Origin of the sequence: Sporosarcina sp. resist, assembly GCF_014302295.1 — a bacterium.
Taxonomy (GTDB): domain Bacteria; phylum Bacillota; class Bacilli; order Bacillales_A; family Planococcaceae; genus Sporosarcina; species Sporosarcina psychrophila.
In genome coordinates this window covers 3,160,358-3,179,746 of record NZ_CP060287.1, presented here as the reverse complement: position 1 = coordinate 3,179,746, position 19,389 = coordinate 3,160,358, and the positions used below count along the sequence as shown (strand labels likewise).

Genomic DNA, 19,389 nt, shown 5'->3' with positions numbered 1-19,389 from the left:
ATGGCGAGCATAAACTCGTGTGTGGCGGTCATAATGTGCTTCAAGACGGTCATAAAGCCATTCATGGCGATCATAACTCCACTCAAGCCGGTCATAACCCATCTCATGGTAATGATATCCTTTAACACGCGAAAAAACGCGCAGCGTGACTTAATCGAAACCGTATTGTAATGACACGCTAGAGGAATTAGGCTAAATGAGTGGAATTTACTAATAGATTGGGTAGAGAAGATAGACACCTTTTGTTTGAATGAATTGTTGTTACTAATAGAAAGGCGGGATATTGGGATGAGAATTAATATTGCATTACTACGCGGCATTAACGTGGGTGGGCATAATAAAATAAAAATGGTAGAACTACGACAGCTATTTGAAATGCTGGGCTTTAGCCGGGTGCAGACCTATATTCAAAGTGGTAACGTTTTGTTCGAATCAGATGAAAGTGAGCAATCCCTAATCAAGTGTATTCAAAGGGAGATTGAGAAGGTCTTCGGATTTTCGATCAATGTTGTAATCAGAACGGCTGCAGAGTTAGAATGGATTACTAAGAATTGTCCGTTTACTGAGGAAGCTGTAGCAGAAGCAAAACTTACTTCAGAAGGAGAAAGCCTTTACGTTTCTTTATTGCAGGACAAGCCTTCACAAGACAGAATCGATCGATTGGGTGCTTATAAAAGTGACAATGATGAGTATTTGATCGAAGGGCGGGAGGTCTATCTGTTGTTCCAGCGTGGTGTTCGAAACGCTAAGCTTGCGAATAATTTACAAAGACTAGAGGTACCTTCGACGATGCGGAATTGGAAAACAATCAACAAGCTCTCAATGTTAGCAAAAGAAATGGAGAATTAACGTTCTGAAATGGGGACATTATAGGAAATGCCTCGTAGGCAATCTAGTCGAACGGTTTGGAAATAATCTAATGCACTATGAATTTGATGCGGATAGGGAAGGGAATAAAGAGACTGCTTGCTGCATTTTTTCTTTTGTTGTCCTTGTAAATGTTGGTAGTATTTTTCCGCCTTCTTTTGTGAATGCTGTTTATAGAGCAATTTACAAGGAGGAAAAACAATGTTGAAATTACAAACTGAGCTTGATGGGCAAAGGGCTTCATTTGGTGTTGTAAGTGATTGTATTCAAGGGCTCGGTTATCACTTAGGTGGAAACTGGGATTATCATAAAGGATGTTTTGACCATATTTTATGCCGCGAAGGCGGTGAAACTATTTATGTGCGAATTCCATTTTTCGTAACGGACGGAGAACTTGATGAATATAATGCTTCCATAGAATTTGAAACACCTTATGTGATTAAGCATGTCGTGCATGTTGGTCTAGATAGTGATGAAAGTTCATTGTTAAATGCAACTGGTTTTAGCCAATTCCAAAAACCGATTGATCCAGATGGGAAAATCGTTGATAAAAATAGGTGGATTCATGCAGGTGAAGTTGCCGTAAAAGAACTTATAGATTGTTTGCATGCTCAAGAGCACCTAAAATCAAGTTAATGGAAATGTCATGATATATAGGTTGAAATAAAAACCCCCCATTGAATTCGCTTGGGGATTCCTCCCGTCATAAGCCAAGTCAACAGAAGTGATAGTAGAAAATAGTTAGTTGTTAAAAATTGGATTAAAAAATCCGGGATTGACGTCGGGTGCATGAAATTAGTTGGTAAACAATTTACAAATGCATAAGAAAAACTAAGAACCAACCGAGAGTAATCCGGTTGGTTTTTTTAACTATCATTGTATTCCGATATGGCTGCATCAAAATAAGTTATGAACACATTTTTAAGTTTGTTTTATCTTCATAAGGGAAAGATAGGGAGAAGATTTCAATTATCCCAAGAGGTGATTCTGTTGAATCGGTTATTTGCCATCCTTGTTATCACCGGTGTCCCACTCGTGATTGCTGGTGCATTCCTAAATTGGTCGGACATCTTGATGTTCATCCTTTGCTGTATAAGCATCATAGGGCTTTCAGGATACATAGGCCGGGCTACAGAAAGCCTTGCTATCGTTAGTGGACCAAGGATTGGTGGGTTGTTGAATGCGACATTTGGCAACGCAGTCGAACTCATCATTTCCATTTTTACATTGAAGGCAGGAATGGTGGGCATCGTCTTGGCTTCGCTCACAGGCTCTGTACTTGGGAATCTGTTGCTTGTGCTCGGGCTTTCCTTCTTCGCGGGGGGCATCAAATTCAAACGTCAAAATTTCAGTCTCCATGATGCGCAATACAATTCGGGATTGCTAATTTTTGCTGTCATCGTGGCATTTGTCATTCCTGAGATTTTCTCCATGTCAATGAATACACAAACGACATTTAACTTGAGTATCGGCATCGCGGTTGTACTAATCGCACTTTATCTTGCAGGGCTGTTTTTCAAACTCGTCACTCATCGAGGTGTCTTCGCCTCTTCTGATAAGGTAGTGGAGGAGCAGGAAACGCCGGAATGGACAAAGCGCAAGTCGATTCTTGTACTATTTTTAGCAACGCTAACGGTTGCTTTCGTATCAGAGCAGTTGGTTCATACATTTGAAATGCTTGGTGAAAAGTTTGGTTGGACCGAATTGTTCATTGGTGTCATTATCGTTGCTATTGTTGGAAATGCGGCGGAACATGTGTCCGCAATCACAATGGCGGTCAAGAATAAGATGGAGGTAGCTGTGGAAATTGCAGTAGGTTCCACGTTGCAGGTCGCCATGTTCGTTGCGCCAATCCTCGTACTCATTTCACTAACAATGTCGGAACCAATGGCACTTGTTTTCACTGTGCCAGAGCTAGTGGCGATGGTATCCGCAACATTCCTTGTCATTACTCTGTGCAGTGATGGTGAATCAAATTGGTTCGAGGGTCTAATCCTCTTCTCCGCTTATCTGATTATGGCAATCGGTTTTTATTTACTTTAATGTCTGCAGATAGTTGGAAGAGGTAGCTCTAAAAAGAGTGACAGTCGAACTTATCATCAGCCAAACTGCTACTCGAATGTTCTCTTAAGAACCTTAAGTCATAAAAGAATTTTTTACGGGCATACTTTGAGTACTATTTCAAAAGTAGGAGGCTATTAAATTTGATTAAAACTGAAAATAAATTATCAGTTTTTGCATTAGGTGGTATTAATGAAATTGGGAAAAATATGTATGTCCTACAATATGAAGACGATATCGTTGTGATTGACTGTGGTGCTAAGTTTCCAGATGAAAGTTTATTAGGAATTGATTTGATTATCCAGGATATTTCATACTTACAGGAAAATAAGGATAAGATTCGGGCGTTAGTTATCACTCATGGACATGAAGATCATATTGGAGGCATTCCGTACGTATTAAAGCAATTAAATATGCCGATTTATGCGACACGATTAACGCTGGGTTTAATTGGGCTTAAGTTAAAAGAACACGGACTTTTTAGGCAAACTGAGTTAGTTCTGATTGATTCTGATTCGGATTTGGAGTTTGGAACAGTGAAAGTAACATTTTTCAAAACAAACCACAGCATTCCTGATTGTTTAGGCGTTGTATTTCATACGCCAGAGGGGGCAGTTGTGCATACTGGTGATTTCAAGTTCGATTTAACGCCTGTCAATAATGACTATCCGGATATTCATAAAATGGCTAAAATCGGCAGTGATGGTGTGTTGCTATTGTTATCAGAAAGTACCAATGCGGAACGTCCTGGTTTTAATCCGTCTGAAATACTTGTAGGAGGGCATATTGAAGAAGCATTCCGCAAAGCCCGTCGGAAAGTATTTATTTCTACTTTCGCTTCTAACGTTCATCGTGTACAGCAAGTAGTAGATGCCGCGCAAAAAACGAACCGCAAGCTTGCATTGCTTGGCCGAAGTATGGTGAATGTAGTAGCAGTTGCTTCAGAACTCGGGTATTTGACTATCCCTGAAGGAATGTTAATTGATAAAAATGAAGTTAGGGGAATGGATCCGGAGAAGGTTGTTATTCTTTGCACGGGAAGTCAAGGAGAACCTATGGCGGCTCTGTCACGTCTATCCAGTTCAAACTTCCGTGAGGTAGAAGTCCACCCTGATGATACGGTTATTTTTGCTTCATCGCCAATTCCTGGAAATGAAAAAAGTGTATCACGTATTATTGATAATTTATATCTTTTGGGAGCCAAGGTGATCTATGGATCGGGGACTGTAACGGGTATGCATGTTTCAGGACATGCCTGTCAGGAAGAATTGAAATTAATGCTAACCTTAATGAAGCCGAAGTATTTCATTCCCATTCATGGTGAGTTTAGAATGCTTTATCAGCATCGTTTATTAGCAGAATCCGTAGGTGTGGAAAGAGAAAACATTTTCGTTATTAACAATGGTGATGTTGTCGATATTAACAACCGCGTTGCCCGCCAAACACGAAAAGTCCAATCAGGGAACATTTTCGTAGATGGATTGGGCATTGGTGATGTTGGAAATATCGTGTTACGTGACCGGAAATTGCTTTCGGAGGAGGGCATGCTCGTTATTGTTATAACGATAAGTAAAACAGATGGACAGCTAATTTCCGATCCGGATACAATTTCACGCGGATTCGTCTATAGGAATGATGCACAAGCACTATTGAATGAAGTGAATCAGTTAGTCATTACGACCATTAACAACTCGCGAGGCGAAAGTGGAAACCAACGAATTAATCTCAGACAACACATAAAAAAATCAGTTGAAACACTTTTATATACGCGGACAAAAAGAAGGCCGATGATTCTTCCAGTCATTATTGAAATTTAACTTGATTTAGCAGAATTCAACCACTTCTACTGAATAACCAACATCCTGTTGACCCAAGTCTCCGGCGTTGTGGCCCATTAAAAAGAGCGAACCCCTTGAAAGTATAGGGAGTTCGCTCTTTTTAGCTCAAGTAGTTGGAGTCTCCATCTGAATAGTTTCCCCAAGTTTCAAAACAGTTAACTTCTTGCCATCTAACTTTCTTTTCTCCCATTCAGCTTGTAATCTATCAAGAGCTTCTTTAGGTGTATCGTCGGCTAACCTATAAGCACCGTAATGCATCGGAATCATCACTTTCGACCGTGTATTGATGAAAGCTTTGACAGCATCTTCAGGGTTAACGTGTTGAGCAGCCATGAACCATTCCGGCTCATATGCGCCAATCGGCATCAAGCAATAATCAATGGCATACTTTTCTCCGATAGTGTGAAAGCCTTCGAAATAGCCGCTGTCTCCTACGAAATAGAGTGTTTGATTTGGATTTTGGATAATCCATCCCCCCCAATGTGAGTGATTTGTATCCGTCGGCGTTCTTTTTGACCAGTGCTGAGCTGGAACAAAGGAAATCGTTAATCCGCTTATTTGTTGCTCATCCCACCAGTTAAATTCCACAGTTTTGTTGAATCCTTTTCTTTTAAACCAGTTACCAAGTCCAATTGGCACAAAAAAAGTTGGATCACCTTTTAGTTTTTTAATAGAACCATAGCTCAGGTGATCGTAATGGCTATGTGAAATTAGGACCATATCGATTGACGGTAATTCCTTAATTGGCAGTCCTGGTGGTGTCAGCCGTTTATCTGTGCCAAGACGATTTGCCCAGACTGGATCTGTTAGGATATTCAGTCCATTTAGTTGGATTAAAAATGTGGAATGGCCAATCCAAGTGATTGTTGGAATCGTCCGGTTTGATTGCAAGAACGCTGTTTCCGTTTTATCTACTAGTGGCACTTGGAATGATAAATCTTTCAGTTTGCCTTTTCTTTCTTTGCGCCACTGTAGTAAATCTTTAAACGTGGCAAGTGATGCATTCTTATCCGTATTTTCATAGCGTGTTTTTTTCATAGATAGACACCTCAAATGATTTTAAGTTCCCCTTAATTATAGGACAATGGGTTTAGGACTATGCCTAGTATACATGACAATCATACACTTGAATTACGAAAAGGTCTGTTGGCGTTACCCAGTGCCATGACTGTTGTCTTAGTAGGAGGTTTAGTTTAACGGGTGTATTGTCTGAATGACGAAAAACCAACCCCATATCTCGGATTGGTCGTTGTATTATCATCCGTTTTCCGTCGGAAGTACCGTATATCTGTGATTAGTAGTATAGTCGTTAGAGATAGAATATATACTTGGGTAAAAAAAGATACTAGGCATCCGAAAAGTCATGCTAATGGTAGTTGGAGGGAAAAAAATGAAAGCAACAATCGCTGTGTTGGGTGATACAGCCATTTCGAAAGTGAATCAATTACATACGAGTAAAAGTAGATACCTAACATTGACAATGATGGCTGGGGTTTTCGTTGGATTTGGAATCATACTTATTTTTACGATTGGTGGTTTGTTAGGACCAACTGATTTTGCAGGAACGAAAATTATTATGGGCGTTACATTTGGGATTGCGTTAAGTTTAGTGTTAATGGCAGGAGCAGACCTTTTCACAAGTAATAATATGATCATGACGATTGGTATATTGACGAAGAAAACGACTTGGTATGAAACCATACAAATTTGGACATTCAGCTATGTTGGAAACTTTGCAGGCTCTATTCTCGTTGCGGCACTTTTTGTCTATTCGGGACTGGCCATAGGTGGGACGGCGGACTATATCAATTCAGCGGCAAGCGCCAAGATGAATACGCCATTTGTAGAGTTGCTTATGCGTGGAATTCTGTGTAATATACTCGTTTGTCTGGCTGTTTGGTGCGCATTTAAACTTAAGGATGAAACAGGAAAATTGATTATGATTTTTTGGTGCTTATTTGCTTTTATCACTTCGGGGTTTGAACATAGTATCGCAAATATGACCTTGCTTTCCCTCTCGTTGATGATCCCTCACCCGGACACTGTTTCATTGGCCGGGATGACGGCAAACTTAGTACCAGTAACAATTGGCAATATAATTGGTGGAGCTGTGTTCGTTGGGGCGGCATACTGGTTCGCGAATTCTGAAAAGAATTAGGGAACTTTTCATCGATAACGAGAGGAATACTTTTTAAAGATTGAGTGTATTCGAGTAGTCGATGTCCTAGTATTTATCCCGCATTAACGGGCTGTAAGAACCCCCCTCTGATTGTAGATTAACTTTATCTGGATAATTACTAAAAAAACGAATTGAATAATGCCTCATTTTAAACGACATAAAAATGTCTTTAGCAAAAGTGTTTTTCACTAAATCACTTGCGAAAAAAGAGAAAAGCTTCTATTGTAGGTAGGGAAACAAAAAGATGACTAAATCAGTTCCTACACTATCAAATAGGCGTACACATTAACTGTACTATCATGTGAAACGTACCACTTGCAAACAACAATAACGGAAAAGATTTCTGAGGTTATCAAAGGAGATATTTAAATGATTTTAGGAAAAAATACTATCATCCGAAAAGAGTTATTTAAAGCAATTGAAGGGTTAACGGATGAACAATTCAATAAAATACCTTCAAATGGCGGATGGTCTCCGAAACAAATATTTGAACACCTTGTACGTATGGAGACAGTCATTGCGACAAATATAGCCAAAGAACTAACAAATCCTGATAGCCCGAAATCGATGAAGAAACCAATTGCACTTTCTACGATTCGTTTCATAAAAGTGGAAGCTCCAGGCTATACTGCACCAACGAAAGAGTACAAATCAAAAATAGAGATGAAAAATGCACTATATGATTCGCGCCTCTTTTTATTAGATGTATATGAATCAAGTACAAAGGACGTACTTCGTGAAAAATCATTCAAACACCCAATTTTTGGGCAAGTGCCACTGATTCAGTGGTTTCCTTTTGTTGGATTGCATGAAAAACGCCACTTAAAACAATTGAAGAAAACGATTGTAATGGACTATAAATTATAACAATCTAATTGAGTACGATGACTTTTGATAAGGTAATAGATTAACCTTATAATACAACTATATAATTTTCAGCGAAGGCGTCTACTGGGGTAGCTGAAGCAATAAGACTGAGAGTGATTTTCTGTCTGGCTTATTGTGGGAGGTATCCCCTAGCGCAGAGCGTTGTTGGTAGGATTCTTTATTACAACATATATAATAGGTAGCAGCACTTCTGTTGATTACCCAGTTTTTTGCATAAAATACTGGTGAGTCGGGTTTGATGACCTACATTTTCACTGCACTATTTTTGGACGGTTTCCTACACTATTCAAGTGGAAAATGCAGTTGCTTTGAAAGAAATGAGTAGATGACTTTCTATAGAGAGTGTTAGTGCCCGAAGATACAATTTCGGGCACTCTAGAACTTTGTACAATGTGTTCCTTGCTTACTTTTAGTAAAGATTATGCATCAAACTCATGTGATGTCTTATAGAAAGCATCAGCCGCCAAAATTGCATCTTTGGCGGCTTATTTCCAGTTAAGAAGACACCTATTCTTTCGTCAAAAAAAGTTTCAGCACTACGAGTACTTATGCATTTAGAGCGCGATGGATGAAGGACCACCATACGATTACCGAAAAAACTGTGTAGGGATGCGACAAGGTCGTATCCCTACACAGCCAGACATCCCGGTAACTGTATAGAAGTCATTCAATCCGGAGCACTCGAAAATTCAACTATACAAGTAGCGCCTAGTAGGAAATTATGTTATTCACTGTTTACTTTTGGTTAATCAACAGATGTGGGCTAGTAGCCATTTATAAAGATGAGATTTTGCTTTACAATCTCTTGTCTTTGTAAGTGGCTCTATTTAGTTGGATTGATTCTATTTCCATCAGGGGCATTTTTACTGTGGGGCTGCTCTTAATTCGAAAAAAACACTATTAGTTTGACTTTTACGAATCATCAAACTAGGATGGGGCTAGTAGGTAGTGATGTGGAACTGCGAAGTCTCATGAAGAGATGAAGCAAGAAATAAAGCGTATACTTAGGGAATAAATAGGGTAGTAAAGAAATAGATAGGTTTGTTGAATAAATAGAGAGTGGAGGTAATAGGAAATGAAACATCATTTAATGTATATAAACGGTGAATGGCTTGGGGGAGATCTAGAAAAATTAGATGTTATCAATCCAGCTAATGGTCAAATCGTAGGTAGTGTGCCAATTGGTGGGGAAGAAGAAGCACACGTGGCGATTGACGCTGCTTATGATGCATTTCAAACGTGGTCACAAACGACAGCTTATGAGCGTGCGAACTATTTGAAAAGGCTCTATGAACTGATGATAGAACATCGTGATGATTTGGCTCAAACGATGACGATGGAAATGGGCAAACCAATTAATGAATCCATAGGAGAAGTGACAAGCGCCGCTGCTTTTCTAGAATGGTTTGCTGAGGAAGGCAAGCGCGTTTACGGTGAAATCTTGCCTACACATACGACGAGCAAACGTTTGCAAGTGTGGAAAAAACCAGTTGGCGTTGTAGCCGCTATCACTCCTTGGAATTTCCCAGCCGCTATGTTAGCGAGGAAAATGGGGCCGGCTTTAGCAGCGGGGTGTACCATTGTTATTAAACCTTCAAGTGAAAGTCCGCTGACAGCCATTAAAATGATAGAGTTATGTGAAAAAGCTGGGTTCCCTAAAGGTGTCATTAACTTGGTGACTGGATCTTCAAGCAAAATAGGGAAAGCAATCATGGAAAATGAAAAAATTCGAAAAGTTACCTTTACTGGATCTACCGAAGTCGGTAAAATTTTAATCGAACAAAGTGCTCATCAGGTAAAACGATTATCACTCGAACTCGGTGGTCATGCGCCTTTGATTGTATTAAATGACGCCAATGTAGATCTAGCAGTGAAAGGTACGATTGCGTCAGCATTCAGGAATGCTGGACAAACATGCGTTTGTGCTAATCGTATTTATGTACAGTCAGGTATTCATGACGAGTTTGTAGAAAAGTTTTCTGAAGCAGTTAGCCAGTTGAAAGTAGGAAATGGTACAGATGTAAATGTAGATATTGGACCATTAGTAAATCGCGCAAGTCTTGAGAAGGTGTCGCATCATGTTGAGGATGCACTGTCTAAAGGCGCTTCCCTTATGACAGGAGGCAAGCTAATTACAAAAGATGGGGGGACTTACTATGCCCCTACAGTCCTTAGTAACGCGGATCCGTCCATGGTTATTATGAAAGAAGAAACATTTGGACCTGTGGCTCCTATTCAGAAAGTGGAAACAATAGAAGAAGCAATCGTATTAGCAAATGATACACCATACGGTTTGGCTGCTTATGTATTTACGGATAGCGTTGCTATAGGGACACGTTTAATCGAACAACTTAACTTTGGTATTGTGGGTTGGAATGATGGAACACCTTCTGCAGTACAAGCTCCCTTCGGTGGGATGAAAGAAAGTGGGGTTGGACGTGAAGGCGGACGTGAAGGGATTGAAGCCTTCTTAGAGTCGCAGTATGTTTCAATTGCGATTAGTTAACTACAATCGTATTGGGATGTTTTCACTATCATGCGATGAAGTGATATCCTTTGGTTGATAAATGACTAACAAACAATTCATCAGAATAAATCGGTGCCAAGTACCAACGCAATTTTAAATTGTGTTGGTGCTTGGCATTTTTTAAATGATAAGAAAGTATAAGCTTTTCAACTTAGGGCTGACTAGGCTTCAGGCGCCAGCCTTATGCTTTTCTGGTGATTCTTTTACTCCCCGTTTTCATACAATATCGAGAGGAGGGAATCCGTTTGTCGGCATGGATCTGGAGTTTGTTAATTTTTCAATTTCTACTTGCTGGTGTCACTTATCAGTTTTTATACAGGCGAAGAAAGTTGATTGATTTTCATCTTGGCATGAATATCGCCATGGTAGCGGGCGGAGGACTGGCTCTTGGAACGGGCGTCCTATTGATTTATGAATTCCCGGTCTATTATATGGAAGTTACCGTAATAGCTGCTTTGACAGGGATGCTAGTGGGAAGTTTGTTCGGAGGAATTTTTGACAATCAAACGTTGCTCACGGGATATATTAGCGGGCTTATGACGGGAATGATGGCACCGATGATTGGAGCTGCTGCGTCATACAGTATTCCGTTTGCCATTATGATTGAATTATTCGTCTTGTGCTCATTTATGATGTTGTTTAAAGCGACAAAGTCTTCTCGGAAAACATAAGGAGAGGCATGCGATGATCTTATTTGGATTATTTTTGCTCGTGTTAAGTAGTTTGTTAGGCGTTTATATGTATGCATTATTCTATAAGTTACGTTTTGGAATCAGCGACCGTCTCGGCTTGAAAGTTACCTTAGCCGCGGGACAGATTACCAGTTTTGTCATCGCAATCACATTATATTTGGTTTTTCCGATGGATTTTACTGTTATCTGTACGGTTAACCTATGGATTGGCATTGTAATAGGCACTCAATTCAGTTCGGTGGCAAAGAAACAATCGGTTCTTGCCGGTTTTTTTTATGGAGGAGTAGCAGCAATCATGGGGACAATGGTAGGTGCTATCTCTTTCGATCCGACCCTTTGCGGTTTGCCTGCATCGACCCTAACATTACAAAACACGGGTATTGCAGTTGGGATCTTCGGATTGTTGTTGCTTTGTGCCACGACGTTGTTAGTGAGATTTTCGTTGATGAAAAAGTGAAGGGTGCTAGGTAATAAAATGGGTTTAAACTATTTTATAACCGAGTAAAAAGTTATGCCGGGATCATTCTAGAACCCGGTTTTTTTGTGCTTTTATAGTCAATAAATAATTCTCCATTACTACTTTTTTATCTCGCATTAACGGGCAGTAAGACCCCCACTTCAAGTCTTCAAGGACACGAGAAGAATAAGTGGGGGATGAAGAACCCGTAAAAGCCCGAATGGATAAACTATCAATCAGTGAGGGGGGAGAAAACCCTCTCTGATTGAAGATGAAATTTATTATCGGAAAAATTTATGCCGGGATTATTCTAGAACCCGGTTTTTTATGCTTTTATAGTCAATAAATAGTTCGCCATTACTACTTTTTTATCGTTCTCCAGAACTTCAAATCCTTTCAGTGGTGAAATCCCCCCTAAAATGAAAATTCACGTCTGGGCATCCACATTACTGAGAATAGGAATTAAATCGATGAAATATGATCGTATTAGTACTTTATGCATACTTTGTTTATGTGTGTACAAGTTACAAATACCTATTTATTCCTATCTGTATAATTGGAAATTGGCATTAATTTATCATACCTAGTCATATCTATGTATTTATTAATTATGATGCAAAAAAATGGTAATCTATCTTCAATTCAAGTCATCAAGAAAACGCAATGATACCAAGGGTGTAGCACAATCATTTGTTGAAGTGCTAATTATTTCCATAGAACTTTTCTACTGGAATAAATAGGGTTAGAGTAGATAAAAACTATCAATTGGTAAAGTTCTGTCAATATTCGACAAAAAGAGATTTAGTATCCGTGTATGTTTAGTAGTATCAACTAGATTTTCACAAGCGACACCGTCGGATACCTACACTAACTTTTAGGAAGGGGGCAAGGGGTGTTTTTTATTGATTTAAAAAATGCAGTTCAATCGTTGTAAAAATCGGAGGGAGGAATGAATTTGAAGAAGCGTAGTCGAATAAGAGTGTTCAGCATTATTGCATCGTTACTCATGGTGTTTTCCCTGGTCACACCTGGAGTTGCGAACGCAGAGCCGAATCAAAAACTCCACGAATCTTTAAATAACTCTAATGTAATTTCAAAGGACAAAGTAAGTGATCGCTTGCTGGAAAGCTTCGGAAAAGCTGACACCGTCACTTTTTTGATAAAATTTAAAGAAAAAACGGATACGGAAAAAGTAGCGAGTGAAGCAAAAAAACATGCAATTAATGCAAATTTATCGGCACAAAAAGTGGAACTTTTGCAACGATCGGCTGTCGTATCCGAGCTGAAAACAACATCTATCGAAACACAACAAAATGTTAAACAGTATCTTGAACAGCAAGTTAAAGCAGGAAACGCTAAAGACATCACCTCTTACTTTATCGTAAACGGTATGGCTGTTACGGCCACGAAGGAAGTCGCGCAAAAGGTAGCGACATTCGCAGAGGTTGAAAAAGTGCTACCCAATGAAACGCGCGAACTTTTTGCAACAAAAACTGAAAATGCAGTTGCTCCTGAATCTAAAATTGCAAATGTAGAATGGAACGTTGAGCGTGTCAATGCACCGCAAGTTTGGGACATGGGCATTGACGGTTCCGGTACGGTTGTTGCGAGCATCGATACAGGTGTTCAATGGAACCATCCCGCATTGAAAGAACAATATCGAGGGTATAATGCGGCATCAGGTGATGTGAACCATGACTTCAATTGGTTTGACGCAACTGTAGGACAAGCTACACCATATGATGATGTCGGTCATGGAACACATGTTACTGGCACAATGGTCGGTAGCGAACCGAATGGATCTAACCAAATCGGTGTTGCTCCAGGTGCTAAGTGGATCGCTGTTAAAGCATTCACTACGGCTGGTGGGTCAGATAGAGATTTACTGGCTGCAGCTCAATGGATTTTGGCGCCGACAGACGCCAACGGTAATGTACGCGTCGATCTAGCGCCAGATGTCGTGAATAATTCATGGGGAGGTGGACCAGGACTTGATGAATGGTATCGTGATGTTGTCAAAAACTGGCGAGCAGCAGAAATTTTCCCAGAGTTTTCTGCAGGAAACACGACGCTATCTAATCCAGGCGGACCCGGATCAGTTGCAGCTCCATCGAATTACCCTGAATCTTTTGCAACTGGCGCAACGGACATTAATAACAAAGTAGGCAGCTTTTCTCTACGTGGTCCATCTCCATATGCAGAAATTAAACCCGACATTTCTGCACCGGGTGTGAATATTCGTTCATCCGTTCCAGGCAGCGGTTATGAAGGCGGTTGGAATGGAACATCAATGGCAGGACCGGCTGTATCGGGCGTGGCAGCGCTACTTCGCCAAGTAAACGCCAACTTAACAGTCGATGAAATGGAACAGATTTTACTTGATACAGCGACACCGTTGACTGACGCAGTATATCCACAGTCTCCGAACCACGGCTATGGATATGGACTTGTCGATGCTTACGAAGCTGTTTCATCAATCGCTAGTGGCCTTGGGAAAATGGAAGGTCAAGTTTCAAAACAAGGTGACGATCAAGAAGCACCAACATACAAGCATGATGCGCCTGCAGAAACATACGCGGGAATGGATTTAGATTTGAGGGTTCAAGCGACAGATAATATTAGTATCGCGTCTGTCACATTGAACTATAAGGACGCAGCTAACAAGTGGCAAGCGGTGGAAGCTAGCCGTAAGTCGGGTAATTACCAGTCAGGTGAATTTGGAGCAACGATTGCGGGCGAAAGTATCGCAGGCAATACATTCACTTACAAATGGACAATCAATGATTTTGGGAATAATGAAGTGACAAGTGAAGAATACACGATTCAAGTGAAGCCGGGCATCACAATCGGCTTCTCAGAAGACTTTGAAACAACGCCGATTGGTTGGACTTCATTTGGCGAGAAGAACAGCTGGGAGTGGGGCGTACCAACATCTGGCCCAAATAGCGCCTCTTCAGGTGAAAAAGTATATGCGACAAATCTTACAGGCACATATGAAACCAATATGAACGCAACACTTGTCATGCCTCCAGTTGACTTGCCAGAAGGGGATTCCTTCTTGCAATTTAAACAATGGCATAACTTCGAGCAATCTACATCCGGCAGAGCATGGGATTACGGTCATGTATTCATTTCCATAGATCAGGTGGAATGGACCCAACTACTCATGGTTCAAGGTCAATCGGACGGTTGGATTGACGGTGAAGTTGACTTGTCGGAATATAGCGGTCAACGTGTTTACATCGGTTTCAATGCATTTTCCGACGCTAGCGTTGTAAAAGATGGCTGGTATATTGATGATGTAGCACTGACAACTACTTCAAAAACGGGCAAAATGCAAAAAGGAACTACACAAGATAGTAACGGAAGCAATGAGAAAAATAGCGGTAAAAATCTTGAAGCTATTAAAACCGAATCTGGTAAAGACCTCGGTATTATTAAAGAAAAAGAAAAAGATGCATTCAAAGAACCTATCGATCCGACAAAAATTCACCCGGTAGTTCCTAAGAAAGAACAACCGCCAGTCCAAGACGAAAAGGCAAACCCTACACTGCTTCCTTTAAGTGCACAAGTCAGTGTGCTTGAAACAGGGCGTTCGGTCTATTCGAACCCTGCTGATGGAAAATATTCACTGACGCATGGAGCAGGAACATTTACGGCGAAAGCAGAAGCATACGGATTCCAATCTGAAGAGCAATCCGTAACAATCGAAGCAGACAGTTCAACGAAAGTTAATTTCACGCTAAATGAAATTACACAATCCACGGTAAGCGGTACAATTACTGATCAGTCAACAGGTGAAGCAATTGGTGGAGCAACATTGCTGCTAATCGAAGATGCAAACATTACACCTGTCGAAACAGATGGAAATGGGAATTATTCCATCACCGCTTATGAAGGCGACTACACGTTGAAGGTGATTGCACGTGGCTACCATAGTCAAGAAGCGGCTATCACAATTGGCGACAGCACGACTGAAAAAGATTTCGCACTAGAACCATTTTACACATATCCAGGCGGCGAAATTGGGTATGACGACGGCACAGGCGAGAATGCGCGTGCATTCTACGATGCAGGTAATGGCTGGGGAGTGAAAATGTCTCTTCCAGAAGGTAAAGAATCCGGAATTGTCACAGACGGCGTACTCCGCTTCTGGGATACGGAATGGCCAGTTCCAGGAGGGACGGCTTTTGCAGTAGAAGTATGGGATGCAACGGGTGCTGACGGAACTCCTGGCAAGAAACTTGCAGGACCAATCGATGCACAGGCTCTGCGTAACGGAGAGTGGACAGTTGTAGATTTAACTGAGCACAACATAGTTGTCAGCGGTGACTTTTACATGGTTTACATCCAGAAAGATCCAAGTCCAAATTCACCTGGTCTCGCGACAGATGAAACTGGAACGAACGCGGGAAGAAGTTATCAATATGTATCGGGCGCGTGGTCAGCAGCACCTGCGGCGGAAGGGAATTACATGATTCGTGCACGTGTCAGCTATGAAGTCCATGCACCAATTATTACTTCACCTGCAGAGAACTTCACGACAAATGAATCAAGTATTACGATCGAAGGGACAGCATCTCCGACGACAACAATCCAGCTGAAAAACAACGGAGAAGATGCAGGTACGGCAGTGGTTGGAGAAGACGGCAAATTTACAATCAAAAATGAGCTTGCAGAAGGAGTAAATGAGTTCAAGGCAGTTTCCACGCTTAATGGCAAAGTGACAGGCGAATCTGCTCCAGTTACAGTGACATTAGATACTGAAAACCCTGAACTGACAATCGATAACCCGAAAAACGGTGATAAATCGAATCGTGAAACGGTTATGGTTGAAGGGACGGTTTCTGATGCTAACCTTGATTGGGTAAAAGTAAACGGCCAAAATGCGGAAGTCGTAAATGGAAACTATTCCAAACGTATTTTGCTTGATAATGGTGAAAACGAAATAACGGTTGTTGCAAGTGATAAAGCGAATAACCAAACTTCGAAGACGGTGGTAGTTACAGCTCAATATAATGCACCATCAATCGAAAATTTAACACCAACTAATGATGTCTACTTAACAACAGGCAAAAGTGTAAAAATAGAATTTGACAGTGCCCCAGGACTAAAAGCTAGTTTTGTAATCCACATGCCACTGACAAATGTAGGCAACGAAGTGACAAATGCCACCGAACTTCCATTTAGTGAGACATCACCAGGTCACTATGTAGGTTACTGGACAGTACCGTTTGGTGTCACTGCTGACGGAGCGCGTATTGAAGCAAAAGTTATTGACAACTTCAAAAACGAAGCGCGTAAAATGGCGGAAGGCAAGTTGTTTATAAACATGGAGAATGGAGAAAAAGTGGAAAATGGTGAGGTCATTCAAGACATTGAAAGCATCGAGAAAAATAGCATGAGCAATTGATTTACGTATTAAAAATGGACATCGGCAGAATTTTGCCGGTGTTTTTTTGTTTTTGGGAATTGTCCCAGAAGGTATTCAAAGTATAGAAATGAAGGAACAGCAGAAGTACCTGAACATCTTCTTGAAGATTTAGAAGATGCATAAGTCGGATGTCCGACAGATTCTATTAAAGTGGGCGACCAAGTATTAAGTAAGCGACTGTTTATGGAAAAGGCACACGGTATTATCGGATTGGTATGTCTATAAATATAACTGAGTTTTAGATTAACGTTATGTAAGTGTTATATGTTTAGTCGGAAACACATACCTTAAACTAGGGGGCTGTGAAATGACGGGTTTATACAATTCGGAAGTAGAAAAGTTAGCTCACTTTATGCAGAGGATTGAAGCAGGTGACAAAATTGAAGCCGATGATTGGATGCCTGAAGAATATAGGCTGACATTGATTAAATTGATTTCCATGCATGGAATGAGCGAAATAATGGGGGCTCTCCCAGAGAAAGAATGGGTACCAAAAGCCCCATCCCTTTCTCGTAAGTTAGGCATTATGGCCAAGGTGCAAGACGAAATGGGCCACGGTCAACTGCTTCTTCGCGTAACTGAAGATTTACTTAAACCATATGGCAAGAATCGCGGAGATTTAATGCAGGACTTATTCAATGGAGACTTGAAATTTCATAATGTATTTCACATGAAAACAACTACATGGGCAGATGCTGGAATAATCGGTTGGCTCGTTGATGGGGCTGCAATTATTACACAAACAAATATGCTTGGGGCTTCTTATGGGCCTTACGGGAGAGCGTTACAGCGTATTTGCGCTGAAGAAGTGTTTCATGCACAGCATGGTGAATCTATTATTATGGCACTTGCGGAAGGTACAAATGATCAAAAATCGATGATTCAGGAATCAATCAATTATTGGTGGGAATCTCTGTTAATGTTCTTCGGACCTGCGAGTAAAGAAACAACAGGTTCTTCGAAACAAGATTTGACTATTAAATATAAAATCCGGACAAAAACAAACGAAGAGTTCAGGCAAATCTTTTTTGATAAATATATCCCGCGTATTTTATCTCTTGGTCTAACAATCCCAGATCCGACCATAAAATTCGATGCTGAAAGCAAAATATGGACGTACAAACAACCGGATTGGAATGAATTCAAGAAAATTATTAGAAATGAAGGACCTCGTTCTCAGGCACGCCTGAACCTGCGTCGTACATCTTATGAAAATAATACATGGGTGCGAGATGCTTTAAGTGCAGTCGTTAATTAATGGAAGGAGTCAGTAAAATGACTGGAGAAAAAACATTTTATCAAGAATATGAAGTGTTCAGTAAGCGGACACCGAGCTCGGCATTCCAACACCAATTCAGCTTACTGGCTCCAAATGAAGATATGGCACTTATTTTGGCACAGGAAAATTTCATGCGCCGTGAACCAGTTGCAGACATTTGGATTATAAATCGAAAGAATGTTAGGAAAATGAATGCCGAAGAGAAGATGACGCTCACCAGGCTAGACAATAAAGAGTACAGGACGACAAAAGGCTATGGTTACTTAAAGAAAAAATGGCGTCAATATGAACAGCAAGTGCTTGATGAAAAAGAAATTTTGTCATGGGGAGGGGAGCGGAAATGAGCATAACAGACAATGGCATGAGCATGGAATATAAAGAAGCAATCACTAGTTTGTTGTTCCAATTAGCAGATGATGATTTTCTGTACGCATTCCGCGGATCTGAATGGCTCGGACTCGCTCCTCACATTGAAGAAGACGTAGCTTCCTCATCCATTAGCCAAGACAGTATGGGGCATGCGGCGATGTACTACAAATTACTTGAAGAGCTTGGAGCTGGAAAAGCGGATGACTTGGCCCATTTACGTCCGACAGATGAAAGAAAGAACAGCATTTTGACGGAACGGGTGAACGGCGAAGGTTATTATATGGAAACACCCAATTATGACTGGGCCTATCAAGTCGTAAGGAGTTATTTTTATATACAAGCGAAAAAGGTGAAAATGGATTCGTTATGTGAAAGCTCATACAAACCTATTGCTGAAGTGGCGATAAAAGTGAAAATGGAACTTTATTATCACAAGTTGCACTGGGAAACGTGGTTTAAGCAGTTAATGAGTTCTACGGATGTGGCAAAAAAGAAAATGAATGATGCAATTACGCTTGTTTTGAATGATTTTGGAGATGTATTTTCTTTTGGAAATCAGAAACAAAAGATTGAAAGCAGTAACTTAATAGACAGTGAGGAAAAAATGAAGAAACAATGGCAAGCTATCATCAATCCAGTGTTCGAAACCCTCCAAATGGAAGTACCGTTGATACCGAAACATCCCGTGATGAACGGACGAAACGGTGAGCACACAAAAGACTTGGATGAAGCACTCGGCACGCTTTCCGAAGTTTACAAGCTTGACCCGGCAGCTGTCTGGTAAACGGTACCAGGAAA

14 protein-coding genes are annotated in these 19,389 nt (G+C 40.7%); 13 read left to right on the top strand and 1 reads right to left on the bottom strand.

Annotated features, from left to right (window positions below; translation table 11 throughout):
• Positions 1–288 precede the first annotated feature (288 nt).
• The 4 genes from H7992_RS15675 to H7992_RS15660 all read left to right on the top strand — a co-directional run bounded on the left by H7992_RS15675 (position 289) and on the right by H7992_RS15660 (position 4,745).
• A complete protein-coding gene (locus H7992_RS15675) occupies positions 289–849 on the top strand; it encodes a DUF1697 domain-containing protein (protein WP_187045200.1) in 561 nt (186 codons plus the stop codon).
• 219 nt (positions 850–1,068) lie between these two features.
• Positions 1,069–1,503, top strand: a complete 435-nt coding sequence (locus H7992_RS15670) for a YugN family protein (protein ID WP_067210656.1) — start codon at positions 1,069–1,071, stop codon at positions 1,501–1,503.
• Positions 1,504–1,854: 351 nt separating this feature from the next.
• Positions 1,855–2,910: a calcium/proton exchanger gene (gene cax, locus H7992_RS15665; RefSeq protein WP_255428700.1), complete on the top strand. Its 1,056-nt coding sequence runs from the start codon at positions 1,855–1,857 to the stop codon at positions 2,908–2,910.
• A 161-nt stretch (positions 2,911–3,071) separates the two neighbouring features.
• Positions 3,072–4,745 (top strand): ribonuclease J, encoded by a 1,674-nt coding sequence (locus tag H7992_RS15660; RefSeq protein WP_187045198.1) that lies wholly within the window; start codon positions 3,072–3,074, stop codon positions 4,743–4,745.
• Positions 4,746–4,871: 126 nt separating this feature from the next.
• Here H7992_RS15660 and H7992_RS15655 read toward each other — a convergent pair whose 3' ends face one another.
• Positions 4,872–5,804: an MBL fold metallo-hydrolase gene (locus H7992_RS15655; protein ID WP_187045197.1), complete on the bottom strand. Its 933-nt coding sequence runs from the start codon at positions 5,802–5,804 to the stop codon at positions 4,872–4,874.
• A gap of 352 nt (positions 5,805–6,156) precedes the next feature.
• Here H7992_RS15655 and H7992_RS15650 point away from each other — a divergent pair, with 352 nt between their 5' ends.
• The 9 genes from H7992_RS15650 (at position 6,157) to paaC (ending at position 19,375) form a co-directional block, all read left to right on the top strand.
• Complete coding sequence (locus tag H7992_RS15650) at positions 6,157–6,924, top strand: formate/nitrite transporter family protein (protein ID WP_187045196.1); 768 nt, start codon at positions 6,157–6,159, stop codon at positions 6,922–6,924.
• 390 nt (positions 6,925–7,314) lie between these two features.
• Positions 7,315–7,812 (top strand): DinB family protein, encoded by a 498-nt coding sequence (locus tag H7992_RS15645; protein WP_067210644.1) that lies wholly within the window; start codon positions 7,315–7,317, stop codon positions 7,810–7,812.
• A gap of 1,096 nt (positions 7,813–8,908) precedes the next feature.
• A complete protein-coding gene (locus H7992_RS15640) occupies positions 8,909–10,339 on the top strand; it encodes an NAD-dependent succinate-semialdehyde dehydrogenase (RefSeq protein WP_187045195.1) in 1,431 nt (476 codons plus the stop codon).
• A 266-nt stretch (positions 10,340–10,605) separates the two neighbouring features.
• Complete coding sequence (locus H7992_RS15635) at positions 10,606–11,031, top strand: hypothetical protein (RefSeq protein ID WP_255428450.1); 426 nt, start codon at positions 10,606–10,608, stop codon at positions 11,029–11,031.
• Positions 11,032–11,044: 13 nt separating this feature from the next.
• Positions 11,045–11,509, top strand: a complete 465-nt coding sequence (locus tag H7992_RS15630) for a hypothetical protein (RefSeq protein WP_187045194.1) — start codon at positions 11,045–11,047, stop codon at positions 11,507–11,509.
• A gap of 949 nt (positions 11,510–12,458) precedes the next feature.
• Positions 12,459–16,922, top strand: a complete 4,464-nt coding sequence (locus H7992_RS15625; RefSeq protein ID WP_304626828.1) for a S8 family peptidase — start codon at positions 12,459–12,461, stop codon at positions 16,920–16,922.
• Positions 16,923–17,250: 328 nt separating this feature from the next.
• Complete coding sequence (gene paaA / locus H7992_RS15620) at positions 17,251–18,201, top strand: 1,2-phenylacetyl-CoA epoxidase subunit PaaA (RefSeq protein WP_187045192.1); 951 nt, start codon at positions 17,251–17,253, stop codon at positions 18,199–18,201.
• Positions 18,202–18,218: 17 nt separating this feature from the next.
• Positions 18,219–18,566 (top strand): 1,2-phenylacetyl-CoA epoxidase subunit PaaB, encoded by a 348-nt coding sequence (paaB, locus tag H7992_RS15615; RefSeq protein ID WP_067210636.1) that lies wholly within the window; start codon positions 18,219–18,221, stop codon positions 18,564–18,566.
• On the top strand, positions 18,563–19,375 hold the full coding sequence (gene paaC, locus H7992_RS15610; protein ID WP_187045191.1) for a 1,2-phenylacetyl-CoA epoxidase subunit PaaC: 813 nt from the start codon (positions 18,563–18,565) through the stop codon (positions 19,373–19,375). Before paaB ends, paaC begins: the two co-directional genes overlap by 4 nt.
• Positions 19,376–19,389 lie beyond the last annotated feature (14 nt).